At 56.3% G+C, this 23,872-nt stretch carries 23 protein-coding genes and 1 pseudogene; 18 read left to right on the plus strand and 6 right to left on the minus strand.

The features are described from left to right. Window positions 1-226: 226 nt before the first annotated feature. The 16 genes from MFP24_RS20240 to MFP24_RS20315 all read left to right on the plus strand — a co-directional run bounded on the left by MFP24_RS20240 (window position 227) and on the right by MFP24_RS20315 (window position 14,645). On the plus strand, window positions 227-1,348 hold the full coding sequence (locus MFP24_RS20240) for a 1-propanol dehydrogenase PduQ (protein ID WP_249232069.1): 1,122 nt from the start codon (window positions 227-229) through the stop codon (window positions 1,346-1,348). Window positions 1,349-1,521: 173 nt separating this feature from the next. After that, window positions 1,522-2,181, plus strand: coding sequence for a phosphate propanoyltransferase (locus tag MFP24_RS20245; protein WP_249232070.1), 660 nt, complete (start codon window positions 1,522-1,524; stop codon window positions 2,179-2,181). A 3-nt stretch (window positions 2,182-2,184) separates the two neighbouring features. Then, window positions 2,185-2,976: a flavoprotein gene (locus tag MFP24_RS20250; protein WP_249232071.1), complete on the plus strand. Its 792-nt coding sequence runs from the start codon at window positions 2,185-2,187 to the stop codon at window positions 2,974-2,976. Then, window positions 2,958-3,230, plus strand: coding sequence for a EutN/CcmL family microcompartment protein (locus MFP24_RS20255; RefSeq protein ID WP_249232072.1), 273 nt, complete (start codon window positions 2,958-2,960; stop codon window positions 3,228-3,230). Before MFP24_RS20250 ends, MFP24_RS20255 begins: the two co-directional genes overlap by 19 nt. A 5-nt stretch (window positions 3,231-3,235) precedes the next feature. Then, the gene (locus tag MFP24_RS20260) at window positions 3,236-3,739 is read left to right on the plus strand and encodes a GlcG/HbpS family heme-binding protein (protein WP_283164125.1); all 504 of its coding nucleotides are present in this window, start codon (window positions 3,236-3,238) and stop codon (window positions 3,737-3,739) included. 94 nt (window positions 3,740-3,833) lie between these two features. Beyond that, window positions 3,834-5,033, plus strand: a complete 1,200-nt coding sequence (tdcD, locus tag MFP24_RS20265; protein ID WP_249232073.1) for a propionate kinase — start codon at window positions 3,834-3,836, stop codon at window positions 5,031-5,033. 311 nt (window positions 5,034-5,344) lie between these two features. Beyond that, window positions 5,345-5,626: a propanediol utilization system shell hexameric protein GrpH gene (gene grpH, locus MFP24_RS20270; RefSeq protein ID WP_249232074.1), complete on the plus strand. Its 282-nt coding sequence runs from the start codon at window positions 5,345-5,347 to the stop codon at window positions 5,624-5,626. A gap of 25 nt (window positions 5,627-5,651) precedes the next feature. Next, window positions 5,652-6,437, plus strand: a complete 786-nt coding sequence (gene pduB / locus MFP24_RS20275) for a propanediol utilization microcompartment protein PduB (RefSeq protein WP_249232075.1) — start codon at window positions 5,652-5,654, stop codon at window positions 6,435-6,437. A 50-nt stretch (window positions 6,438-6,487) separates the two neighbouring features. Next, complete coding sequence (locus tag MFP24_RS20280; RefSeq protein ID WP_249232076.1) at window positions 6,488-8,026, plus strand: aldehyde dehydrogenase family protein; 1,539 nt, start codon at window positions 6,488-6,490, stop codon at window positions 8,024-8,026. A gap of 29 nt (window positions 8,027-8,055) precedes the next feature. Beyond that, complete coding sequence (locus MFP24_RS20285; protein ID WP_249232077.1) at window positions 8,056-8,355, plus strand: BMC domain-containing protein; 300 nt, start codon at window positions 8,056-8,058, stop codon at window positions 8,353-8,355. A gap of 10 nt (window positions 8,356-8,365) precedes the next feature. Further along, complete coding sequence (locus MFP24_RS20290) at window positions 8,366-8,935, plus strand: DJ-1/PfpI family protein (RefSeq protein ID WP_249232078.1); 570 nt, start codon at window positions 8,366-8,368, stop codon at window positions 8,933-8,935. Window positions 8,936-8,987: 52 nt separating this feature from the next. Further along, window positions 8,988-11,531 (plus strand): glycyl radical diol dehydratase GrpM, encoded by a 2,544-nt coding sequence (gene grpM / locus MFP24_RS20295; RefSeq protein WP_249232079.1) that lies wholly within the window; start codon window positions 8,988-8,990, stop codon window positions 11,529-11,531. 113 nt (window positions 11,532-11,644) lie between these two features. Then, window positions 11,645-12,562, plus strand: a complete 918-nt coding sequence (locus MFP24_RS20300; RefSeq protein WP_249232080.1) for a glycyl-radical enzyme activating protein — start codon at window positions 11,645-11,647, stop codon at window positions 12,560-12,562. A 271-nt stretch (window positions 12,563-12,833) separates the two neighbouring features. Continuing rightward, entirely contained in the window at window positions 12,834-13,772 is a 939-nt protein-coding gene (locus MFP24_RS20305) for a DUF7973 family transport facilitator (RefSeq protein WP_283163576.1), read from the plus strand. A gap of 133 nt (window positions 13,773-13,905) precedes the next feature. Beyond that, the gene (locus MFP24_RS20310) at window positions 13,906-14,235 is read left to right on the plus strand and encodes a hypothetical protein (RefSeq protein WP_249232081.1); all 330 of its coding nucleotides are present in this window, start codon (window positions 13,906-13,908) and stop codon (window positions 14,233-14,235) included. Continuing rightward, entirely contained in the window at window positions 14,235-14,645 is a 411-nt protein-coding gene (locus tag MFP24_RS20315; protein ID WP_249232082.1) for a hypothetical protein, read from the plus strand. Before MFP24_RS20310 ends, MFP24_RS20315 begins: the two co-directional genes overlap by 1 nt. Before the next feature lie 374 nt (window positions 14,646-15,019). On the opposite strand, the pseudogene MFP24_RS20320 reads toward MFP24_RS20315, so the two are convergent. The 5 genes and pseudogenes from MFP24_RS20320 to MFP24_RS20340 form a co-directional block, all read right to left on the minus strand. Further along, window positions 15,020-15,286: pseudogene (locus tag MFP24_RS20320) on the minus strand (BMC domain-containing protein); the annotation flags it as partial. 126 nt (window positions 15,287-15,412) lie between these two features. After that, window positions 15,413-16,558, minus strand: coding sequence for a methionine adenosyltransferase (gene metK, locus MFP24_RS20325; protein ID WP_249232083.1), 1,146 nt, complete (start codon window positions 16,556-16,558; stop codon window positions 15,413-15,415). 148 nt (window positions 16,559-16,706) lie between these two features. Further along, complete coding sequence (locus MFP24_RS20330; RefSeq protein ID WP_249232084.1) at window positions 16,707-17,750, minus strand: response regulator transcription factor; 1,044 nt, start codon at window positions 17,748-17,750, stop codon at window positions 16,707-16,709. Between the two features lie 17 nt (window positions 17,751-17,767). Then, on the minus strand, window positions 17,768-19,000 hold the full coding sequence (locus tag MFP24_RS20335) for a sensor histidine kinase (protein WP_249232085.1): 1,233 nt from the start codon (window positions 18,998-19,000) through the stop codon (window positions 17,768-17,770). Between the two features lie 374 nt (window positions 19,001-19,374). Beyond that, on the minus strand, window positions 19,375-20,256 hold the full coding sequence (locus MFP24_RS20340; protein WP_249232086.1) for a LysR substrate-binding domain-containing protein: 882 nt from the start codon (window positions 20,254-20,256) through the stop codon (window positions 19,375-19,377). 272 nt (window positions 20,257-20,528) lie between these two features. Between MFP24_RS20340 and MFP24_RS20345 the strand changes: the two genes are divergently transcribed. Together MFP24_RS20345 and MFP24_RS20350 are read left to right on the plus strand one after the other, a co-directional pair. After that, window positions 20,529-21,704, plus strand: coding sequence for a pyridoxal phosphate-dependent aminotransferase (locus MFP24_RS20345; RefSeq protein ID WP_249232087.1), 1,176 nt, complete (start codon window positions 20,529-20,531; stop codon window positions 21,702-21,704). A 70-nt stretch (window positions 21,705-21,774) separates the two neighbouring features. Then, the gene (locus MFP24_RS20350; protein ID WP_249232088.1) at window positions 21,775-22,551 is read left to right on the plus strand and encodes an ABC transporter substrate-binding protein; all 777 of its coding nucleotides are present in this window, start codon (window positions 21,775-21,777) and stop codon (window positions 22,549-22,551) included. A gap of 19 nt (window positions 22,552-22,570) precedes the next feature. On the opposite strand, the gene MFP24_RS20355 is transcribed toward MFP24_RS20350, so the two are convergent. Continuing rightward, window positions 22,571-23,833 carry an MBL fold metallo-hydrolase gene (locus tag MFP24_RS20355; protein WP_249232089.1) on the minus strand — a complete coding sequence of 421 codons (1,263 nt, stop codon included), beginning with the start codon at window positions 23,831-23,833 and terminating at the stop codon, window positions 22,571-22,573. Between the last annotated feature and the right edge of the window lie 39 nt (window positions 23,834-23,872).

Raw genomic sequence — 23,872 nt, forward strand, 5'->3', positions numbered from 1 at the left:
CCTGAATAGTTCAAGGAGAACTGTCATCCCCGCCCCGACGAAGCGCCTGTTTTCTTCATCGTTCAGCTCCGCCGACCGCCGGCCATGATGTGAACGGTGGACTATTTTGATTTGCCGCGCCACGGAAGACAAAAGAATCCCTCTGCTGAACAAGCCCGCCGCTACGGCGCCATTTTCGCCCATGCTAGGGTAGTGGCCGCATCAGAACGGAGGCAGCCCGAACAGCATGAAAAATCCTTTATTATTTGCCAATCCGCGCGTTTATTTTGGCGAAGCGGCAACGGAGGCGTTGCGCGCTTTCAACGGCAAGAACATCGCCATTGTGACCGATGACTTTATGGTCAAATCCGGTAAAACCGACTATCTGGCAGGCTTTATGCCGGACGCGCGCATCACTATTTTCAGCGGCGTCACCCCTGACCCGGATGTGGATATCCTGCAAACCGGCGCGACGCAGTTCAAAGCGTTTCAACCGGAGGTGATTATCGCGCTCGGCGGCGGTTCATCGCTGGATGCGGCTAAAGGCATCAAGGTGACCTTGCAGGAGTATTGCCCGGAAAAAACCATTACGCTGATCGCCATTCCCACCACCAGCGGCTCTGGTTCGGAGGTGACCGCCTACGCCATTATCTCCGATACCGTACACGGGCAAAAATACCCCCTGGTCGCCGATCAACTGCTGCCGGACATCGCCATTCTCGACCCGCATCTGGTGTTGAGCGTCCCGCGCGCCGTGGCGGTGGATACGGGAATGGACGTTCTGACGCACGCGATTGAAGCTTACCTCTCCCCCGCCGCCAACGATTTCAGCGACGCGCTGGCCGAAAAGGCCATCAGGCTGGTCTGGCGTTATCTGCCGCAGGTGTTCGACCACGAAAAAGACCTCGCCGCACGCAGCAGAATGCACAACGCCTCCTGTATGGCGGGCATGGCGTTCAACGCCGCCGGGCTCGGCCTGGTACACGGCATGGCGCATGCGCTGGGCGGCGTATTTCATATTCCCCACGGCAAGATTAACGCCATGCTGTTGCCGCTGGTGATTGACTACAACGCCGCCAACGGATCCGCGGAAACGCTGGAACGCTACGCGCGCTGCGCCCGGATACTCGGCGCGACGCAGGCGGACAAACGGGAAAGCATTCAACAGTTCACCCGGCTGATTCGGGCGATGAACCGCCGGTTCGGCATTCCCGCCACGCTGCTGGAGCTGAACATTACTCAGGCCGATATCGCTCGGCACCGCGAACGCCTGATTCAGGCCGCGCTGGCCGATGGCTGCACCGCCACCAACCCGCACGTCCCGACCCATGGCGATATTGACGGCCTGATTACGCAGATCGCAGGCTAATCTGGACGGAATTGTCACGCCCCGCGTCAGCAGGGCAATAAAGTCCTCCTGAATAGCAAAACTTAGCGCGCCGCATTGATTATGTTGATGCTCAGTGGAGTGAAACGTCATCAGGCTTATTCACCCATTTTCACCGTCAACGGCAAAAAAGATCACACCAGGTAACGGAACCTATGAATGCTACCCAGCAACAAGCAGAACGGATCACCCGGCAAATTGTTCAGGAACTGGCCGCCGGCGGCGCGCGGCGCCCGGCAACGCTTCAGGCGCCGGTGGGCATTTCCAATCGCCACGTTCATCTCGCCCGTGAGGATATGGATATCCTGTTTGGCTACGGCTCGACGCTGACGCGGATGAAGGCCGTCAAACAGCCCGGTCAGTTCGCCGCCGAGGAAACCGTTATCCTGCGCGGCCCGAAAGGGGATATCAAAAATGTCCGGGTGCTCGGTCCGTTGCGCCCCGTTACGCAGATAGAAATTTCCGTCGCCGATGGCTTTACTCTCGGCGTCGACGCGCCGATCAGAATGTCCGGCGACCTGGAAGATTCGCCCGGTATCGAACTTGTCGGCCCGCAAGGCAGCGTGAAAAAGGACCGCGGGACGATCGTCGCCTGGCGGCATATCCACATATCCCCGGAAGAAGCGGAAAGCCAGGGTCTGCGCGACGGGATGGAAGTCAGCATTCAGGCCGCAGGCAAGCGCGGCGGCCTGATGCAACGCGTGATTGTCCGGGCAACGCAGGCATCGGTGCTGGAACTGCACATCGATGTGGAGGAAGCCAACGCCTACGGATTACGCAATGGCGATCGGGTAAGCATCCTCACAGGCGCATGACCAATGAATAGCCAGACGCTGTCATTACTGATCGACGACATCATCGCGGAAATCATGGCCGATAAGGTGCGGCACGCCATTGCCTCGCCGCGACCGGCCCTGCTGGTGGCGATCACCGGCGACGATGCCGCCGGGTTTCCGGCCACGCTGCGCTACCTGACGGCGCTGGAACGGGGCGGCTATGCGCTGTATTTGCTGTTTTCCCATAGTGCGCAAAGCCTTGGCGCCGCCTGGGCCGGAGAGATTAGCCACGCCTTGCCGCGGGCGCGCCAACTGACCGAAAAGGATATCGAACCGGCCCATTGGCAAAACAGCGAAGCGTTGCTGCTGCCTGCGCTATCCAGCAACAGTCTGGCCAAAATCGCACTCGGGATAGGCGACAATCTGGCAGGCCGCATGGTTTTTCAGGCGCTGGCGCAAAACCTGCGCATAATGGCGACGCTTAACCGCGAGTGCGACCCCGCACGGCAGGCGAGCGTATTACCGGCGGCGTATCTGGCGCAGTTGCGCCGCTACGTCGATACGCTGCAGCGCATCGGCATCCATTTTATCACCCCGCGGGCCAGCGCAGGCGCCACGCTAAACCGCCCCTTTTCTCATCCGGCCGACCTGCCCCGCCCCGGCGGCGGCAAGCGTCTGATTACGCAACGGGAGGTGAGGCTGCATGATGCCCGGCAGGCTCTGTATGTGGACGCGGACGTACTGATTACCCCCGCGGCCCGCGATGAAATCGCCAATAGAAAAATCACCCTGATAACCCATCCGCAGGAGGCTGCATGTATCTGGCAACAGTGACGGGAACGGTGGTCTCCACCACCAAACACTCCTCTTTGAACGGCATGAAGCTGCTTATTGTTTCTCGTCTGGACGAGCATCTGACGCCGACCGGACGGTCCCAGGTCGCCGTGGATACGCTGGGCGCGGGTAATGGCGAAATAGTGATCGTCTCGACGGGAAGCTCGGCGCGCATGACCGACAGTAAAGAACATTCGGTCATTGACGCCGCGATTGTCGGCATCGTCGATGCCACGAAACGCGGCGAGGAGTAAGGAAAATGAACGGCGGGTTGATGCATCCTGACGCCGCGCTGGAGAGGCGGATCGATCGGGCGATCGACGAGTTGCAATCGCCGCTTTCCCAACGTTCACTCGGCCTGGAGGCGATCGCCCTGCTGGCACGGCTGGCGCACGATAGCGCACAGGCCATGTCGCTGCCGATTGCGTTCAGTCTGGTCGATGCCCATGGCCGGCAGCGTTACTTTTTCAGCATGGATAACGCGCTGCTGATCAGTCATACGCTGGCCTATCAAAAAGCCTATACCGCGGTGGCGTTACGGCGGCCGACGCACGAACTGGCGGCGCTGATTCAACCCGGCGGCGATCTCTATGGTTTACCGCATCAGCCCAATCTGTGCGCCATCGGCGGCGGTTTTCCCTGCCGGCGCAACGGCCTGCTGCTGGGCGGGATCGGCATCAGCGGCGGCACGGTGGCGGAAGATATCGCCATCGCCCGGCGCGTCCTGCATGAGTTCGGTCACAAACGATTTTCGCTAACGTAATGTATTGGCGGCCGACATCCCCGTCGAGGGGGATAGCGAAATACACCGCACGTCACCGTTGCCATTTTATTTTCTCATTATGGGGGGACTACCTATGTCCTTATCTTCCCTGGTTCTGGTTATTAATTGTGGTTCATCATCATTAAAATTTTCCGTTATTGCGGTTAACGGGGAAAAGCCTATTCTTTTCGGCCTGGCGGAGCGGTTGGGATTAGATAATGCCGTGATTACTTTTAAAGATAATGACGGAAATAAATCGGTTATTTCACTGCAGGAGGCCAATCATCGCGAGGCGCTAAACGTGTTATTTAAAACATTAACAGAAAAAAAGCTGATCGATAATCTTGCCGTCATCGGCCATCGGGTGGCGCACGGCGGCAGCGACTTTAAACACTCCGTATTAATTACGCCGCAGGTGATGGAAAAAATAAAGGCGTTGTCGCCGCTGGCGCCGTTGCATAATCCGGCGAACCTGACGGGTATTGAAGCCGCCATGGAACTTTTACCCGCGCTGGCGCAGGTTGCGGTCTTTGATACCGCCTTCCACCAAACGCTGGCGCCGGCGGCCTATACCTACGCGATCCCTTACGAATACCAGCGTAAATACCAGGTCAGACGCTACGGTTTCCACGGCACATCGCACCGTTATATCGCGGGTGAAACCTTATCCATGCTGGATCTGCCGCCGGACAATCACGGCATTCTGGTCGCGCATCTCGGCAACGGTTCATCCGTCTGCGCGATTAAAAACGGCCGCAGCGTGGATACCTCGATGGGAATGACGCCGCTGGAAGGGCTGGTGATGGGCACGCGCAGCGGCGATCTGGATTTCGGCGCCGCCGCCTACATCGCCAAATGTACCCGGCAGTCCATTGAGACCATCTACCAGACGGTGAATAACGCCTCTGGCCTGTACGGCATTTCCGGCATCTCCAGCGACTGCCGGGTATTGCAGGAGGCGCGTGAAAACGGCAACGAACGGGCCGGTCTGGCTATTGACGTTATGGTGCATCGGCTGGCGCGCCATCTGGGGGCGCATCTGGTCTCCCTTTCCCGACTCGACGCGGTGGTCTTTACCGGCGGTATTGGCGAAAACTCCGCCCTGATCAGAGAGTTAACCGTCGAACGTCTGTCGGTGCTGGGGTTAAAACTGGATAAACGGCAAAATGCCGCGCTGGTCGGCGGACGCAGCGGGGTGATTTCCGCCGCGGGCTCACCCACCATTGCGGTAATCCCCACCAACGAAGAAAAAATGATCGCCAGAGATGCGGCGGAAATTGCCCGGCTGGTATAGCGCCGTTGATTTATTAAACGCGATTAAATGTGATCCGAATAACAAATATATCTGGTGGTGGATATTTATTTCCCCCGAGAAATGACCGATTTAAAAACGCGCGTCATGAAATGAAATATTTTTTACCACGGCGTGGATTTTATTGTCTCCCCAACCGCCAGGAAAACAAAAAAGTCTCGCTGCCGGGCAAAACATTTTGCGGCGAAATTCATAATATTCCAGGGCAATGAAATTATTTATTACCGGGTATTACCGCCATTACGACAATACCGCCGGGTTTATTCATCGTTATTAAAACTATCGAGGTTGATATGCAACAAGAAGCGTTGGGTCTGGTTGAAACAAAAGGTCTGGTCTCCGCCATCGAAGCCGCGGACACCATGGTGAAATCCGCTAACGTGACGCTGGTGGGTTACGAAAAAATCGGTTCCGGTCTGGTGACCGTGATGGTTCGCGGCGACGTCGGCGCCGTCAAGGCGGCAACCGATGCGGGCTCCGCCGCGGCGACCAAGGTAGGCGAGCTGGTTTCCGTGCATGTGATCCCGCGTCCCCACACCGAAGTGGAAAAAATCCTGCCGAAAGCGCTGGGTTAACCGCTAAACCGAGAGGGTCATTCCCATGAGAGATAATCTTGTCGAACAGATTATATCTGAAGTGATGAAAAAGCCGACCGACGCGCCCAACCGCACGCCGGCGCTCGCCGCCGTTGCCGGATGCGGCCTCACGGAATTTGTCGGTACGGCGCTGGGGCATACCATCGGCCTGGTGATCGCCAACGTCGATCACCAGCTGCATGAATTGATGAATATCGATAAAAAGTTTCGTTCCATCGGTATTCTCGGCGCCCGCACTGGCGCGGGGCCGCATATTTTCGCCGCCGATGAAGCCGTCAAGGCCACCAACAGCGAAATCCTGATTATCGAACTGGCGCGCGATACCGAGGGCGGCGGCGGACACGGCTGCCTGATCATTTTTGGCGCGCAAGACGTCTCCGACGTGCGCCGGGCGGTGGAGGTCGCGCTGTCCGAAATCGACCGCACCATGGGTGACGTCTACGGTTCGCCCGCCGGTCATCTGGAATTCCAGTACACCGCGCGCGCCAGCTATGCGCTGAACAAGGCCTTCGGCGCGCCGGTCGGTAAATCCTTCGGGATGACCTGCGCCTCTCCCGCCGCCATTGGCGTGGTGCTCGCCGATGCGGCTTCCAAAGCCGCGGTGGTGGAGCCGATTGGTTATGCCAGCCCGAGCAAGGGAACCAGCTTCAGCAACGAGGTGATTTTCACCTTCGCCGGGGATTCCGGCGCGGTGCGCCAGGCGGTGATCGCCGCGCGTGATGTCGGCCTGCAGCTGCTTGCCACGTTGGACCCGGCGGAAATCAAATCGACCACCACGCCCTATATCTGATCCCTGCGGGCACCGTGAGCGCAGTACGATATGAGGTAAGGAACTGAAAGATGAACGATCTTGAAATCGCTCAGGCTGTTTCCACCATCCTGAGAAAATATGGCGCAACCGCTCCCGCGCCTGACGAACGCCCGGTCGCCGGCGAACCGAAGCCGTCCGGCCTGACGCGGCTGGATGATATTGTGGCGCAGGTGCTGGCGCAGCAAAAACCGGGCGTACCGGCGGCCTTATCCGCCACTCCGGCGGTCGGTGCGGACATCGGCGTTTCCGACGCCGGTATCTTTAACGGCATGGACGACGCCATTGCCGCCGCCGCGCTGGCGCAGGTGCAATATCGCCACTGTTCCATGCAGGACCGGGAGACCTTTATCAACGGCCTGCGCGAGGTTTTTCTGCAGGACGACGTGCTGGACACCCTTTCCCGGATGGCGGTGGAAGAGACCGGCATGGGCAACTATAACGATAAACGCATCAAAAACCGCATTGCCGCCCTGAAAACGCCGGGATTGCAGGATCTGCCCACCAGCGCGTGCAGCGGCGACGGCGGCCTGACGCTGATCGAGCATTCGGCGTTTGGCGTGATTGGAGCCATTACCCCGACCACCAATCCGACGGAAACCATCATCAATAACGCCATCGGCATGCTGGCGGCCGGCAACACCGTGGTGTTCAGCCCGCATCCGCGTTCCCGTCGGGTATCGCTGCACACGGTAACCCTGATCAACAACAGGCTGGCTCAGCTGGGGGCGCCCGCCAATCTGGTGGTCACCATCGCCAATCCCTCTATCGATAACACCCACGCGCTGATTAGCGATCCTCGCATCAATATGCTGGTCGCCACCGGCGGCCCCGCGCTGGTCAAAATCGTGATGTCCTCCGGCAAGAAAGCGATTGGCGCGGGCGCGGGCAACCCTCCTGCGGTGGTGGATGAAACGGCGGATATTGAAAAAGCCGCCCGCGACATCATCAAGGGTTGCGCCTTCGACAATAACCTGCCCTGCGTGGCGGAAAAGGAGGTGATCGTCGTCAATCAGGTGGCGGATTATCTGATCCACTGCATGAAGAAAAGCGGCGCTTATCTGCTGAGCGACAAGCCGTTGATTCAGCGCCTGCAATCGTTGGCGATGAACGAGAAAGGCAGCGGGCCGAATAGCGCATTGGTAGGCAAAGACGCCCGTTTCATCCTGCAACAGCTGGGCATTTCCGCTGAACCGGAGATCAAGGTGATTTTGATTGAAACGGAAAAAGACCACCCCTTCGTGCTGCATGAACTGATGATGCCGGTGCTGCCGCTGGTCAGAGTGGATAATGTGGACGACGCTATCGATCTGGCCGTCAAGGTCGAGAACGGCAACCGTCATACCGCCATCATGCACTCCACCAACGTCGAAAAACTGACCAGGATGGCGAAGCTGATCCAAACCACCATCTTTGTCAAAAACGGACCGTCTTACGCAGGTATCGGGGTCGGCGGCGAAGGGCATGTTACGTTCACCATCGCCGGACCGACCGGGGAAGGGCTGACGTCGGCCCGATCGTTTACCCGGCAACGCCGCTGCGTGATGGTTGAATCCCTTAATATCCGCTAGCCGGCGCACGGGCTCAGGGTTGCTGTCTTATGAAAAAACGAATCATTAATGCGCCGACGCCCGACATTCTGGCCATGCTGAAACGCAGAATGCACGGCGAATTTCGAGCCAGGCTCGATCTGATACGCATTGACGCCATTGCTCTTATCATGCTGCCGGTGCCGGATCTCTATTTCTACGCCGATGCGGCTTGTAAAAACGCCAATGTCGTGGTTGCGGAAATATACGGTAGCTGCCCGCAGCACATTACCACCCTGGCCATTTTCGGCGAGGTTTCAGCGGTCAATGAAGCCATGCGGTTCATCGAAGATGACGACAATAAATTCTGAGAATTGACCTATGAAGAAAATATTACTGCTGACAGGCGATTTTTCTGAAGATTATGAAGTCATGGTGCCGTGGCAGGCATTAAGCGTATTGGGTTTCCGGGTCGATGCGGTTTGCCCAGGGAAAAGAGCCGGGGAATTTATCAAAACGGCCATTCATGATTTTGAAGGCGACCAGACATACACCGAAAAGCCCGGCCATTTATTCAGACTGACCGCCTCTTTCGAGGATATTCGCCTGCAGGATTACTGCGGCTTTTATATTACCGGCGGACGAGCGCCGGAATATTTACGGCTGAATAAATCCGTGTTGAATCTTGTTCAATACGCCATGAATTTTTCATTGCCGATTGCCGCTATCTGCCACGGTCCGCAAATACTGGTTGCCGCGGGCGTCGTCAAAGGAAAAACGCTGACCGCCTATTTTACCGTAAAACCGGAAATTGAACTTGCCGGCGGTATTTATCGCAGCGTCGGCGCCGAAGAGGCCGTCGTGGATGACAATCTCGTCACGGCGACAAGCTGGATGGGACACCCGGAACTGCTGCGTCATTTTATTACCCTGATTGGCGGCAAGTCATGAATGCGTCCGTATCGCCTACCCGATAAAAATTTAAAATTCAGGAGTCATGGATATGTTAGAGAAAGGTTTTTTAAATCCGACAGAGCGTGTAGTCAGACTGAAAAATAGCATTTTGAACGCCAGGCCCTATGTCGAATCAGAGCGCGCCGTATTAGCCACCGAGGCTTATAAAGAAACCGAGGGTCTGCCGGCGATTATGCGCCGCGCGAAAGTCGTCGAGAAAATATTCGACCATTTACCGGTCACCATCCGCCCGGATGAATTAATCGTCGGCGCCGTCACCATTAATCCGCGCTCAACGGAAATCTGCCCGGAATTCTCGTATGAATGGGTGGAAAAAGAGTTCGACACCATGGAATCCCGCGTGGCCGACCCGTTTATCATTCCGAAAGATACCGCCAACGCCCTGCATGAGGCCTTCAAATACTGGCCGGGCCGTACCACCAGCGCCCTGGCCGCCTCCTATATGTCCGAAAACACCAAAGACAGCATAGCGAACGGCGTTTTCACCGTCGGTAACTATTTCTACGGCGGCGTGGGCCACGTCTGCGTCGATTACGGCAAGATTTTGCGCATCGGCTTTCGCGGCATCATCGACGAAGTGAACCGCGCGCAGGGAAACCTGAACCGTCTCGATGTGGATTATATTAAAAAAGAGCAGTTCTATCAGGCCATCCTTATCAGCTACAACGCCGCTATCCGCTACGCGCATCGCTATGCGGAACATGCCGCGCAGCTGGCGCAGCAGGAAAGCAATCCGACGCGGAAGCAGGAACTGCTGCAAATCTCCCAGAACTGTACCCGCGTTCCGGAGCACGGCGCGACGACCTTCTGGGAAGCCTGCCAGACCTTCTGGTTCCTGCAAAGCATGCTGCAAATCGAATCCAGCGGCCACTCCATCTCGCCGGGACGTTTCGACCAGTATATGTATCCGTACTACGCCGCCGACCAGGGGATCGGCAACGAATTCGCCCAGGAGCTGATCGACTGCTGCTGGATCAAGCTTAACGACATCAACAAAACCCGCGACGAAGTCTCCGCGCAGGCGTTCGCCGGCTACGCCGTGTTTCAGAACCTGTGCGTCGGCGGTCAGACGGAAGACGGCCGCGACGCCACCAATGAACTGAGCTACATGTGTATGGAAGCATCGGCGCACGTCCGTTTGCCGCAGCCGTCTTTCTCCATTCGCGTATGGCAGGGCTCCCCGGACGAGTTCCTCTATCGCGCCTGTGAACTGGTGCGCCTCGGTCTGGGCGTGCCGGCGATGTACAACGACGAAGTGATTATCCCGGCGCTGCAAAACCGCGGCGTCTCCCTGCGCGACGCGCGCGATTACTGCATTATCGGCTGCGTTGAACCTCAGGCGCCGCACCGTACCGAAGGCTGGCACGACGCCGCCTTCTTCAACGTCGCCAAGGTGCTGGAAATCACCTTGAACAACGGTAAAGCCGGCGGTAAGCAACTGGGCCCGGTCACGGGTGAATTTACCCAGTTCACCGGCATGGAGGACTTTTATACCGCCTTTCAGACGCAGATGGCGTATTTCGTTCATCAGCTGGTGGAAGCCTGCAACAGCGTGGATATCGCCCACGCCGAACGCTGCCCGCTGCCGTTCCTGTCCGCGCTGGTGGACGACTGTATCGGGCGCGGCAAATCGTTACAGGACGGCGGCGCCATTTATAACTTCACCGGCCCGCAGGCCTTCGGCGTCGCCGACACCGGCGACTCGGTCTACGCCATCCAGAAGCAGGTGTTTGAAGAGCGCAAAATCACCCAGCAAGAGCTGAAGAGCGCGCTGGACGCCAACTTCGGCTACCCGGTGGGCGCTCGCGCCGCCGCGGCGACGTCATCGCCCGATGAGCAGGATATCTACGCCGTGGTGAAACGGGTGATCGAACAGAACGGCGAACTGGATCCGGCGGCAATCAAAAACGAGGTTTACCGTCAGCTCACGTCCGGTATCAAGCCGGCCGACAGCCCGAACGGCAACGAGCGCTATCAGGAGATCCGCCGCATTCTGGAAAGCACTCCCTGCTTCGGCAACGACATCGACGATGTGGATCTGGTCGCGCGCCAGTGCGCGCTGATCTACTGCCGGGAGGTGGAGAAATATACCAACCCGCGCGGCGGCCAGTTCCAGGCCGGCATCTACCCGGTATCCGCCAACGTGCTGTTCGGTAAAGACGTCAGCGCGCTGCCTGACGGTCGCCTGGCCAAAGAACCGCTGGCCGACGGCGTTTCGCCGCGTCAGGGGAAAGATACCCAGGGGCCGACCGCCGCCGCCAACTCGGTCGCCAAGCTGGACCATTTCATCGCCTCCAACGGGACGCTGTACAACCAGAAATTCCTGCCGGCCTCGCTGGCGGGAGACAAGGGCCTGCGTAACTTCGGCGGCATGGTGCGGGGTTACTTTGACCGCAAAGGGATGCACGTGCAGTTCAACGTCATCGACCGCGATATCCTGCTGGAAGCCCAGCGGCATCCGGAAAAGCATCGCGATCTGGTGGTGCGCGTCGCCGGTTACAGCGCGCAGTTCGTGGTGCTGGCCAAAGAAGTGCAGGACGACATTATCAGTCGTACGGAACAGCATTTCTAACCGCGGACGCAATGACAGGGGCTATACCCGCACCCCGGCGTATAGCCCCCCGGCAACCTGACGGCAGTGTCGTTTGATACGCTCTCGCTGACGCATTTCTTACGAGTAATGTTATGAATAAAGTTCAGTATGATACAGAAGGCGTCATTTTTAATATTCAGCGCTATTCTCTGCACGATGGCCCCGGCATACGCACCATCCCTTTTTTAAAAGGTTGCCCGATGTCCTGCAAATGGTGCAGCAATCCTGAGTCGCAGCGGCCCGAACCTGAATTAATCTACAAAAAAAACGACTGCATTCATTGCGGCAAATGTCTGGCCGCCTGTCGGCAACAGGCTATCGCGGTGCAAAACCCGCGTTTTATCGATCGCTCGCGCTGTATTAACTGCGGGGACTGCGCTCGGGTCTGCCCGACCGCGGCGCTGGAGATGAAAGGCGAACGCCTCACCGTGCGCCAGGTGGTGAGGGAATTGCAGAAAGAGGAGAGTATCTATCGCCGCTCGGGCGGCGGGATTACGCTATCGGGCGGAGAGCCGCTTTCCCAACCTGACTTTACGCGCGAGCTATTGAAAGCCTGTAAGGAAAAAGGCTGGCACACCGCCATAGAGACCGCGGGGCTCGCCCCCAAGGAGGTTATCGAAAGCGTATTTCCGTATGTCGATCTGGCGCTGACCGATATTAAGGCCCTGAATCCGGCGGTGCATCGCGCCAATACTGGCGTGGATAACCAACAGATTCTGGAGAATCTCATCAGAATATCGTTTATCGCCCAAACGATTGTCAGAATTCCGCTGATTCCCGGCGTCAATGACAATTCACAGGAGATACGTGCAATCGGTGAATTTGCCCGCATGATGCAAAATGTGGATACCATTCACTTATTGCCTTATCACACCTACGGGGAAAATAAATATTCGCTGTTGGGGCGGGATTATCCGATGGGCGATACGCCAAGTATCGCGCAAGAAAAAGCAAACCGATTAAAACAGGAAATAGAATCGCTGGGATTCCAATGCCAGGTCGGCGGTTAATCGGTTTTATATAAATTAAAAAAAAATAAATTGATATTTATTCCAGGAGGGGCAACGCCCTATTTTTATTATTTCATACCCTGTTTATACCCTAAATAATTCGAGTTGCAGGAAGGCGGCAAGTGAAGGACAGATTCGTCGGGAACGAATTTGACCAGCCAACGGCTGGCCTCCGGTGAGAGACAGGATGTCTCTCATTCAATCCCGATGAGCTTACACAGGTAAGTGATTCGGGTGACAGAGCGCAGCCAACGCATCTGCAGCTTGAAGTATGACGGGTATAACTATTATTGAGGTCGGCTATATGAATAGCGTTGATATTTTAATTGCCTTTGGCGGCGGAATATTCGGCGCCGCCATCGGCGCGCTGGCGGCATTTGAATTTGTCGGAATATTAGTGATCGCCATGGCGGTCGTACAAATCATCACCGGCGCTCCCTCCGATTTTATCCAGTTTCCCTTCGGCTATTTTGGTCCGCATGTGGGCGGGTTCGCCGCGGGCGTGGCCGCCACCGCCTATGCGGCCAAAAAAGGAAAACTCGCCTCCGGCCGGGACATCACCGCCGGGCTGAGCGGCCTGGGCGCTCCCGATGTGTTGTTGGTCGGCGGCGTGTTTGGCGCGCTGGGCTATGTTATCGCCTGGGGATTGAACCAGATCCCCGCTTTCCCGACCGGTCTGGCCTGGACGGATACCGTCGCCCTCACGGTGGTGATTTCCGGCATCGTCGTGCGGCTGGTTTTCGGGCAAACCGGCCTGTTGGGAAAACCGGAAGCGGGTATTCGCCGCTGCTATCCGCCGCAGGAAAAATGCTGGATGCCCTATCACAGCCAAATCCCCCAGCTGTGCGTGCTGGGACTCGGTATCGGCCTGATGGCGGGCTATCTGGGCGATGCGTTCGGCGGCAACGGGGCGCTGCTGGCCTTCGGCATTGCCGCCTTTTCGCTAATCTTTCTGCATTTCAACACCCTGGTGCCGGTTTCCCACCATATCGCCCTGCCCGCCGCGCTGACCGCCGTACTCTCCGGCAGCCTGATCTGGGCCGCGCTTATCGGCATCCTGTGCGCTCTGCTGGGGGAACTGCTTTCCCGTCTTTTCCTGGTGCATGCCGACACGCATATCGACCCGCCCGCCTTTACCATCGCCATTATGACGACGCTGGTAAACCTGCTGGGAACCATCGGCTTTTTCACCCTGCTGCCGTTGCTGTGATCCTTCCCTTCGTGTCCCTGCTCAGGCAGGGATATCTGCTGATCTCGCGATCGTCAAACCGAAAGGTTTTATTCTCGCGCATTGTCTTATATGCTTATCGAATACCCTTGTATTCAGCGATAGGTCATCAATCATGAAGAATAATGAACTGATCTCCCATTCCACTACGACATTGCTGATGCGTACAGAACCGGTTGGCACGCTACAATTACCCGGCATTCCTGGTGAATTTGAGGTGCTGAGTTTTAAGGAGCGTCAGAAGCGGCCTCGCTTACTGGTTGTGCATGAATCCTGGCATCAACACCAACCCTGGGAGTACGTCACCCCCGTTGCCGTGGTGAATGTCGAACAAAATGGTTCAACACGTTTTAATAATCAAATTGATAAGACGCAAAGCGCATATTCAAAAATTGGCGAAGAGGCGCTGGCCATTTATCGTCGCTATAAGCAAGCACACGTCTGATGCCAGCACTGATTTCATCACATTATGAAACCCTTAAATGGCCTGCCCAACTACAGTCGGATTCAGTAGCAGCCACATGGCTGCCGGAGCTTCAGGACCGTGACGCGGATAGATATGATGCTGTATTGACAACCGAAAAAAATAATACCGTACGTCTTCATATTCGTCACAAAACCACAGGGTGTATCGCCGCCAATCTTGTTCTTACATTCAATCTAACCGCACCAGATGCGTTCCCTAGCCTTTTACCTCAGGTTGAATCGGTTTATGTTGCAGAGGACTTTCGTGCTGCGGGATTGGCAACACTCTCATATTGTACGCTTATCGAACATTATGGCGCATTGGCCAGTGATACACATCAAACCTATAGTGGTATGTCGATGTGGCTGAACGGACTCGCCACGAGTTAACCAGTGGTGACCCATTAATATGGGTCAGGCAACGACAAACACTCCACGCTTGGTAAACGCCATTAGTCTCTACGCGGCGATTTTTTTCCACCTGACTGACGGCCTGGCTTTTGAGGCGGCTCCGGCGTAGCAGATTCAGGAGCGTTCGTTCTCTTCGATTTGCTTGCCAACGGAGTTGTTTCAGCCTCAGACAACGCGAAACCATCGCCACATGGCGATGTCGTATCATCAACGCCAGTATCCAGATTAACCACCGGGATCGTTGGCGCTTGCGCCTCTGGCTCTGCGACTGCGGGAGACGAATCCTCTAGTCTCTGCGTTTCAGAAACCGTACCGGTTTCTGCGCGGCTAATCCCCACGGTTTCCGGCGACCGAATCAACGGCTCAAGATGATCGGCGGGACGGGCTATCACTTTTTGCGCGTAGACCCGCCCGACGTTACCGGCCGCATGGCTGGCGGCGGAAATGGCGGCGTTGACCGCCCCGATCTCGCCTTCCAGCTTGACCGTAACCATACCGCCCCCTTTAGCGAGTTCATATCCCACCAGATTGACGTTGGCGGACTTCACCGCGGCATCCGCCGCTTCAATCGCCGCCGTCAGGCCGACGGTTTCTATCAGACCTAAACTTTGCTTAGCCATAATCCATTCCTGTTTATTGTTGCATTGGAGGTTTTTCCCAACGCCCTGCCGTCGGCTTTTGCGTACCGGCAGCGGCTCCAGGCCGTTCCCGGTAAAACGATTAAGCTGGCGCCAGCGGGATAGGCGCTAAGCCATCTCACGCAATTGCTGTGCTTTATCCGTCCTCTCCCAGGGAAAGTGAGGCCGACCGAAATGGCCGTAGCAGGCCGTCTGGCGATAACGCGGCGCCAATAAATCCAGCATTTGAATAATGCCGTAAACGCTGAGATCGAAATGCGCGTCGACGAGTTGCGACAGCCTTTCGGCGGCTATCGTTGCGGTGCCGAAGGTATTGATCCGTGTCGCCACGGGGCGAGCGACGCCAATCGCCCACGCCAGTTGCACTTCACAGCGCGCGGCCAGCCCCGCCGCGACGATATTTTTGGCGACATAGCGCGCGGCGTAGGCCGCGGAGCGGTCGACCTTGGAAGGATCCTTGCCGGAGAACGCCCCGCCGCCGTGACAGGCCGCGCCGCCATAGGTATCGACAATGATCTTGCGCCCGGTCAAGCCGCAATCGCCCACCGGCCCGCCGGTGACAAACGGCCCCGCCGGGTTCACCAGAAAGCGGGTTTGCGGCGTCAGCCAGCGCATGGGGATAACCGGTTTGATAATTTCTTCGATGACGGCTTCGCGCAGCGTCGCCTGCGAGACATCCGCCTGATGCTGAGTGGAAATCACGATGGTATCCACGCCCCGCACCTGGTGATTGCGGTAGCGCAACGTGACCTGGCTTTTGGCATCCGGCAGCAGGAAGGGTAAATGCCGGGATTTGCGCAGCCGGGCCTGACGCTCCATCAACCGATGGGCATAGACCAGCGACGCGGGCATCAGCTCCGGCGTCTCCCGCGTGGCGTAGCCAAAAATAATGCCTTGATCGCCGGCCCCTAACTGGTCCGGCGCATCATGCCGGATACCGCGCGCTATATCCGGCGACTGCCGGCCAATCAGGTTCAGTACGCCGCAGGTATTGCCGTCGTAGCCCAGGGACGAACGATCGTAGCCGATCTGTTTGATGGTTTGGCGGATGATGGTTTCCATATCCACGCTGGCCGAGGTCGAGATTTCGCCCGCCACAATCGCAATGCCCGTTTTAACCAGACATTCGCAGGCCACTCTGGCCCAGGGATCCTGCACCAGGATGGCATCCAGTATGGCGTCCGAAATCTGATCGGCGATTTTATCCGGATGCCCTTCGGCCACCGATTCGGAAGTAAACAGATAATCATCCACGCCTGCACCGTTTCCCGCCTGATATTTTCGCCTATTTTATAAGGCGGGACGCCACAGGCCGGTGAACTTTCTTGCTGTCGCGATGGATTATTTTGTTTTATCCCCCGGGCGCCAGCAAAATCCCGCATTTACCCCGGCGCCACGGCTATTATGCCTCCGCCACCATCGTTTTGCGGTAATCGGAAGGCGACATTCCCGTCTCTTTTTTAAAGATGCGGCAAAAATAGTTCGCGTCCTGATAGCCCAGTTCGAGCGCGATGGTGTTTACCTGCAAGTCACTGAACTGCAATAATGATTTGGCAATTTTGATCTTCCGCTTGGCGACGTAGGTAGAAAATCCCGTCCCCGTCGTTTTCTTAAACGCCCGGCTTAAATAGCAGGCGCTGACAAACGATTTTTCGGCGATATCATCCAGCGTAATGTGGCGCAACAGATTCTTTTCAATATGAAATTTTGCTCTATCAATAAAGTCCGTCAGATGCGCGGCATGTTTAAATCCGTTTTCGAACAGCTCGCCGCTTAAGGTAACAACGCACTGCAAAATACGGAAGTACAGCGAATCGATTAATCCCCGGGTCGAAACCTCTTTAATCAGCGTTTTCAACGTCGCCTGCGATGCGGCAAAAGTATTCGTTTTCGTGCTGAGATACTGGTTCAGCAGTTCCAGAAAATCCACCACGGTCTGACGGCGATCGCCGAATTTATCCCAATAGGCTCCATCAATGGTCTGAAAAACCAGCGCATTCCATGCCGGATAGTCGCCCCCATCAATCAAGGAAAATACTTTCTGTTTCAGTTCACGCGTCGCAATATTGTCATCCGCATCGTAATGCAGCGTTTTTTTGATCACATCGGTCAATATGCTCTGCTTTACCGGTTTGAGTAAATAATCATCCACTTTCAAACCCAGCATACTGCGCACAATATCAAAGTCATCGTTTGCGGTGGTGACAATCACTTTGGTGTCGTCATTGGTACGCCGTAAATATTCGATGACGTCTTTGCCATTGGGCAGCGGAATATTGATATCAACCAGGATCATATCGATATGATTAAGTTGATCAATCAGTTGAATCGCTTTTCTTCCCGTGGAGGCTTCATGGATACTGGCGTTCTCAATGTTCTCCGCAATAATCCGCCGCAACGATTCAGACTCGATATGTTCATCTTCGACAATGACCACGTTATACATGATGCGCTCCCCCTTTATTATCCGGCTTCCTGCATCGGGAAACGCAATTTTATCGTCGTTCCCAGATTCGGCTTATGTGGACTGGATATCTCCAAACCGTAGCTTTCACCAAACAATAGCTGGAGTCGATTTTTAATATTATTAATGCCTATCCCGCCTTTCTTGCGGTTTTCATTACCGGATAAGATACCGTCGATATCCTGTGGTGAAATGCCATCCCCATTATCCGTTACCTCTATAATCACATCCCGACCGTCGTCAGTCGCCCTGATCAGAATATGACTTTTTATTTCCCTGGGCTCGACCACATAGTTAAAGAAATTTTCCACCAGCGGCTGAAGAATCAAAAAAGGACAAATGACGTCCAGATATTTATCAGGAATATTGAAAATATAGTCGAACCTATCGCTCATCCGCACCTTTTGAATCGACATGTAACTGTTTACATAGCCGATTTCATTGCGCAGGGTAATCAGTCCATTATTACTTTTACGCAATAAATAACGCATCATATCGGAAAAATCATGCACCATATTTTCCGTTCGCTGCGCGTTTTCCAGAAATGCCAGGCGACCAATGGTATTAAGCACGTTAAACAGAAAATGCGGGTTAATCTGGTAGGAAAGGGCCTTGAATTCGGCCTCATGCAGGGAACGTTCAATTTCGACCCGTTTACGCAGCTCGGTAGCCAGCTCCAGATCTTTCTGGTGCAATTCACGCTGAATATTATTGGTATAGGCCTGCTCGACCAGATAAGAAGCCACGTGCAGCAAGGTATAGGCGGTGGATTCAAAACGCTCGTAGGGCATGCGTTTCATATTTTCATGCATATTCACCAAAAGCGGATTTTCCTGCCACACCCAATTTTCATCCAGAATATAGGGAATAACCTCTTCTTTTTCGCTTTCAACTTTCACCTGGCCGGAGATAAACGCGCCCAGATAGTGATTATTGATCATGATTGGCACGGCAAATTCGACGAAACCGCAGTAACAGCGATAAACCACCGGCTTACAGGCATCCATCGCCGCCCGGCCACCGGCGTTGTCACATTCGTAGCAACGCGTGGCGAGGACGGGATTAAGCCGCGAACGGGCGCAAAAATCGCAAAAACCGCTGGGTTTGGTGACGGGAACGCCTTGTTCGTCGACAACCACCAACGCAATCATCATGGATTTGCTGAAACTATCCTGCAACGTTTGCAACCGGCTAACGTCAAAGATTTCATGCAATTGGTATTTGTTGTTCATAATAATCGGATTAGCCAGTCAGGTTAGAGATCGTCCCCGCCGTAGCCTAATAGATTACTTAAAACCCTATTTATAACGGGGGTATATTATTTGCCATCCGGCCGCGAGATGCTATGACACGTCTCACACTCAATGGAAGAAGGGAGGGATGGTAAAAATGTACGCCGCCTTTTTTATGTTTTTTTGAACGAGATCGCCTAATGCTTATGGAGAAATGAAATTTATCCGCGAGATATAGGCAGGTTAACGTATCAACGATACCTATTAGCCTACCCGGAGCCCCGCGATGCGAATTGATTAACGGCTGGCGGATGTGAAATAACGTTCAATGTCGGCAAAGCCCCTGCCATGCAACACCAACCAGCGATAAAGATTCAACAATCCGTTTCAATACAGTGCGTAAAACAGTCCAGAAAATCGGTCAGCCATTGCGCCTGCACATCGGGGCGATGCACCAGATAATAAGCGGCGCCGGTTTTTACCGTTTCGTCGAAAGGCCTTACCAGGCGCTGTCGCCGGATATCTTCCACCACCAGCGTGACATCCGCCATCGCCACCCCGAAGCCCTGGATCGCGGCGCTGATGGCCAGATCCATGGTATCGAACTGCTGATTGCGGCGCATAACCCGCTCATCCATACCCTGGGCTTTCAGCCAGAGTTTCCAGTCCCGCCGATCCTGCGTGGGATGCAACAGCGTGAACGACGTCAGTTGCTCCGCCGTCAGCCTGTCGTTCCCGGCCGGCAGCAGATGCGGCGCCGCCACCGGCGACAGCACCTCGTCAAACAGCTTGACGCCATGCCGCCGCGCCGCGCCGTCCGGCGCGAACACCACCGCCGCATCATAGTCTTCCGCGCGAAAATCGACGTCGTGTTCGGTAGTGGTGGTGAGCGATACGTGAATATCCGGCCGCGCCTGCTCCATTCTCATCAGATGAGGCAGCAGCCAGCGCATGGCGCAGGTGGGGGCTTTCATCCGGACGGCGCCGCGCTCGCGGACTTTTCCCGTCACGTTGAAGAGTTGCTCGAATATCTCGCTGATTTCCGGCAGCAGCCGGCTGCCCTGCGGCGTCAGCCGCAGACCGCGGGCGTGGCGCTGAAACAGCATCACGCCCAGCCAGGCTTCCAGCGTGGCTATCTGGCGGCTGACCGCGCCCTGAGTGACGAACAGCTCCTCCGCGGCGCGGGTAAAATTGAGGTGGCGGGCCGTCACCACAAACGCATGCAGGGCATTCAAGGGGGGAATACGTTTATTCATTATCGAAACCTGCCCTCAAGCAACGAGCCATAAGAAAATCGACTACATAAATATGTTAGCGGCCGTCAGGAAAAACGCGGCTGCGAATTGATGGCAATCCGTAGCCAACCCGTCGCTCCCGCTGAGATTTATGCCGGAATAGCGGGAAATAACGGCTAAGCCATGAATTTTACTCATGGCTATTATGACAACAATTCGATTGTGGCGCCAGCCGCCGCAACGTCTAATAAATGAATAATTATTCACTTATTACGGCGAAAACGGAGATAGACATGCCGATTCAAACCCCGGTGCAATTCAGCTCAAAATTACCGGATGTGGGTACCACCATTTTCACCGTTATCAGTCAGCTCTCAAGCCAGCACAACGCCATCAACCTATCGCAGGGCGCGCCCAGCTTTCCCTGTGCGCCCGAACTTATCGCCGGGGTGACCCGCGCCATGGAACAGGGCCATAACCAGTATGCCGCGATGACCGGGCTGGTGTCGCTCAAAGAGGTGGTGGCGGAGAAAGTCAAACGCCTGTACGGCCAGCGCTACGACGCCGATCAGGAGGTCACCATCACCGCCAGCGCCAGCGAAGCGCTCTATTCCGCCATTTCCGCGCTGGTGCATCCGGGCGATGAAGTGATCTATTTTGAACCTTCGTTTGACAGCTATGCGCCGATTGTCCGGCTACAGGGCGCCAAACCGGTGGCGCTAAAACTGTCCGTTCCGGCCTTCAGCATCGACTGGGATGAGGTTCAGGCCGCCATCAACTCCCGTACCCGGATGATCATCATCAACACGCCGCACAACCCGAGCGGACAGGTGCTGAGCGCCGACGATCTGGCGCAGTTGGACCGCCTGACGCGCAACACCGACATCGTGATCCTGTCCGATGAAGTATATGAGCACGTAGTGTTTGATAATCAGCGCCACCACAGCATGGCGACCCACCAGACGCTGGCGGCGCGCAGCGTGATTGTCTCGTCATTCGGCAAAACCTTTCACGTGACCGGCTGGCGCGTGGGCTACTGTCTGGCCCCCGCCGCGCTGATGGATGAAATCCTCAAGGTGCATCAGTTCCTGATGTTCTCCGCCGACACGCCGATGCAGTACGCCTTTGCGGAATATATGGCCGACCCGGCGACCTACCTGTCGCTCGGCGCCTTCTATCAGCAGAAGCGCGATCTGCTGGTCGATGCGCTGCGCGACGGCCCGTTTAAACTGTTACCTTCCGCCGGATCTTTCTTTATTCTGGCCGATTACCGGCATTTCAGCGACGAAAGCGACGGCGAAATGGTGAAACGGCTGATCGTGGAACAGGGCGTCGCGACTATTCCGCTGTCGGCGTTTTATACCGATGGCACCGATAACAAACTGATTCGTCTTTCTTTTTCCAAGGATGATGCGACATTGCTGGCAGGGGCGAAAGCGCTGTGCCAGGTGGCGGGCAACAGGCGTTAACGCGGTGTGTTTACGCTGTGGGACACTATTTTAATCACAACTCATCGAATTAGCGGAGATCGTTCCCGATATGAAAAAATTAAACATGCTGATGGTATCGCTTGGTTTACTCTCTTCCTCCTTCGCCATGGCGCAGACCGAACTGCGTTTCGGCGTGGAAGCCGAATACCCGCCGTTTGAAAGTAAAAATGCGCAAGGCCAGCTGGAAGGATTCGATATCGATCTGGGCCATGCCATCTGTAAAGCCGGCAACTTCAAATGCTCCTGGGTCGAAACCTCATTTGACTCGCTGATCCCGGCGCTGAAAGCCAAAAAATTCGACGCCATCAATTCGGCGATGAACATCACCGAAAAGCGTAAAGAAGCCATTGATTTCACCACCCCGATTTACCGCATCCCCACCCAGTTGCTGGGCAAACCGGAGGCCGGACTGGCGCCGACGGCGGAGGCGCTGAAAGGCAAAACCATCGGCGTGCTTCAGGGTTCCATTCAGGAAATCTATGCCAAAGAGCACTGGGAGAAACAGGGCGTCACGGTGACCTCTTACAAAGATCAGAATCTGGCCTATGACGATCTGGCGGCCGGTCGTCTGGACGGTACGCTGGTGATGGCGGCGGCCGGTCAAACCGGTTTTCTCGACCGGCCGGAGGGCAAAGGCTTCGCCTTTATCGGCCAACCGGTTGACGACACCACCATTCTCGGCAGCGGCATCGGTTTCGGTCTGCGCAAAGACGACGCCAAGCTGAAAGAGGCGCTGGATAACGCCATCAAGCAGGTGAAAGAAGACGGCACCGTCGAGAAGCTTGCCAAACAATACTTCTCCGGCTTTGACGTCCGGGTGGAGTAATCCCGACCGGCGAATATATCTATTCGCGGCCATTGTCCGCGCAGGCGCCGAGGCGGATGCGGCTGGAAGCCGCGCCCGCCTCGGTGCCGTAGAGGGGGGCTTCGTCGGCGGTACGCCACGGAAGTTCCGGCCACCAACGGGCCGACGCGGCGCTAGCGGGTTCGATGCTTTCACCGGGCCGGGGCGTCAGCACCCTAATCCCATGGCCGCGGGCGGCGGCAAGCACCCGCTCGACCGGCTCGGTCCAGGTATGCTCCGCCAGCTTGATCAACGCCCAGTGCACCGGCAGCATGGCCTTGCCGCGCACGCGCCGGTGAGCCTCCACCGCCAGTTCCGGTCCCTGGTGCGCATCCGGCCAGAAGGCGTCGTACTGACCGGCATCAATAAGGGTGAGATCAAACGGCCCCAGCCGCTCGCCGATGTCGGTGAGCGTGGCATGAAAGCCGGTATCGCCTGAATACCAGACGCGATGCCGGGCGCCAATCAGCGCAAACCCCGCCCATAAGGGCCGCGGCCCGAAAGAAAAGCGCCCCGACGAATGCCGGGCGGGCGTGGCGACGACGTCCAGACCGCCGATGGATACCGACTCCCACCAGTCCACTTCGCGGATGCGCGCTTCAGGAATGCCCCAGCGCAATAGATGAGCGCCCACGCCGAGCGGGACGACGAACGGCGTGGACCAGGCGCGCATGGCATGGATGGCGGCGTAATCCAGGTGGTCGAAATGTTCGTGGGAAATCACCACCACATCGACGATATCCCGCAATGACTCCAGCTCCGCCAGCGGCGGATACCAGCGCTTCGCCCCGAACCACGACAACGGCGAGGCGCGATCGCCCCATAGCGGATCAATAAGCACCCTGCTGCCGTCGATCTCGATCAACGAGGAAGAGTGGCCGAACCAGGTCACGCGCAGCCCGGAAGCCGGCGCCGTCGCCAGCATAGCGACGTCGGTACGCACCGTGGGAACCGGCGCATCGGGCTTGCCATGGGGATTCGTCTTGCCGAACAAAAGGCGCTTCCAGGCGCTGCGAAAGTCCGCCCACTGCGGCTGCGGGTTCACAAATCGACCATCGCGCCACTGCGGTGATTGCCGCATACGCGCCAGACGTTCACCGTTGGGCCTGCCGCCCAGTACCGGGTTCATCGCCACCCGATAGATTACATAGGCAACCGCGGCTATCGGCATAAGCAGAACGATCGCCAGCAGTTTCCACCAGCTCGGTGTGCGCCGCTTTGGCGAAACATCGAGGTCGTTATTGCCAGACTTGCTGTAATGCATGAAGGAGACTCCTTTTGACACAATGGCGAATGGCGTTGG

It is taken from the genome of Brenneria tiliae, assembly GCF_023347575.1.
Taxonomy (GTDB): Bacteria; Pseudomonadota; Gammaproteobacteria; order Enterobacterales; family Enterobacteriaceae; genus Brenneria; species Brenneria corticis.

Bases quoted from the DNA above. Each gene is read 5' to 3' on its own strand.
- MFP24_RS20335 (WP_249232085.1), bottom strand. From the start codon at position 19,000: ATGAACAACAAATACCAATTGCATGAAATCTTTGACGTTAGCCGGTTG.
- MFP24_RS20255 (WP_249232072.1), top strand. From the start codon at position 2,958: ATGTATCTGGCAACAGTGACGGGAACGGTGGTCTCCACCACCAAACAC.
- MFP24_RS20330 (WP_249232084.1), bottom strand. From the start codon at position 17,750: ATGTATAACGTGGTCATTGTCGAAGATGAACATATCGAGTCTGAATCG.
- pduB (WP_249232075.1), top strand. From the start codon at position 5,652: ATGAGAGATAATCTTGTCGAACAGATTATATCTGAAGTGATGAAAAAG.
- MFP24_RS20240 (WP_249232069.1), top strand. From the start codon at position 227: ATGAAAAATCCTTTATTATTTGCCAATCCGCGCGTTTATTTTGGCGAA.
- grpM (WP_249232079.1), top strand. From the start codon at position 8,988: ATGTTAGAGAAAGGTTTTTTAAATCCGACAGAGCGTGTAGTCAGACTG.
- MFP24_RS20355 (WP_249232089.1), bottom strand. From the start codon at position 23,833: ATGCATTACAGCAAGTCTGGCAATAACGACCTCGATGTTTCGCCAAAG.
- MFP24_RS20310 (WP_249232081.1), top strand. From the start codon at position 13,906: ATGAAGAATAATGAACTGATCTCCCATTCCACTACGACATTGCTGATG.
- tdcD (WP_249232073.1), top strand. From the start codon at position 3,834: ATGTCCTTATCTTCCCTGGTTCTGGTTATTAATTGTGGTTCATCATCA.
- MFP24_RS20285 (WP_249232077.1), top strand. From the start codon at position 8,056: ATGAAAAAACGAATCATTAATGCGCCGACGCCCGACATTCTGGCCATG.
- MFP24_RS20305 (WP_283163576.1), top strand. From the start codon at position 12,834: ATGACGGGTATAACTATTATTGAGGTCGGCTATATGAATAGCGTTGAT.
- MFP24_RS20290 (WP_249232078.1), top strand. From the start codon at position 8,366: ATGAAGAAAATATTACTGCTGACAGGCGATTTTTCTGAAGATTATGAA.
- grpH (WP_249232074.1), top strand. From the start codon at position 5,345: ATGCAACAAGAAGCGTTGGGTCTGGTTGAAACAAAAGGTCTGGTCTCC.
- MFP24_RS20260 (WP_283164125.1), top strand. From the start codon at position 3,236: ATGAACGGCGGGTTGATGCATCCTGACGCCGCGCTGGAGAGGCGGATC.
- MFP24_RS20340 (WP_249232086.1), bottom strand. From the start codon at position 20,256: ATGAATAAACGTATTCCCCCCTTGAATGCCCTGCATGCGTTTGTGGTG.
- MFP24_RS20315 (WP_249232082.1), top strand. From the start codon at position 14,235: ATGCCAGCACTGATTTCATCACATTATGAAACCCTTAAATGGCCTGCC.
- MFP24_RS20280 (WP_249232076.1), top strand. From the start codon at position 6,488: ATGAACGATCTTGAAATCGCTCAGGCTGTTTCCACCATCCTGAGAAAA.
- MFP24_RS20250 (WP_249232071.1), top strand. From the start codon at position 2,185: ATGAATAGCCAGACGCTGTCATTACTGATCGACGACATCATCGCGGAA.
- MFP24_RS20345 (WP_249232087.1), top strand. From the start codon at position 20,529: ATGCCGATTCAAACCCCGGTGCAATTCAGCTCAAAATTACCGGATGTG.
- MFP24_RS20300 (WP_249232080.1), top strand. From the start codon at position 11,645: ATGAATAAAGTTCAGTATGATACAGAAGGCGTCATTTTTAATATTCAG.
- MFP24_RS20245 (WP_249232070.1), top strand. From the start codon at position 1,522: ATGAATGCTACCCAGCAACAAGCAGAACGGATCACCCGGCAAATTGTT.
- MFP24_RS20350 (WP_249232088.1), top strand. From the start codon at position 21,775: ATGAAAAAATTAAACATGCTGATGGTATCGCTTGGTTTACTCTCTTCC.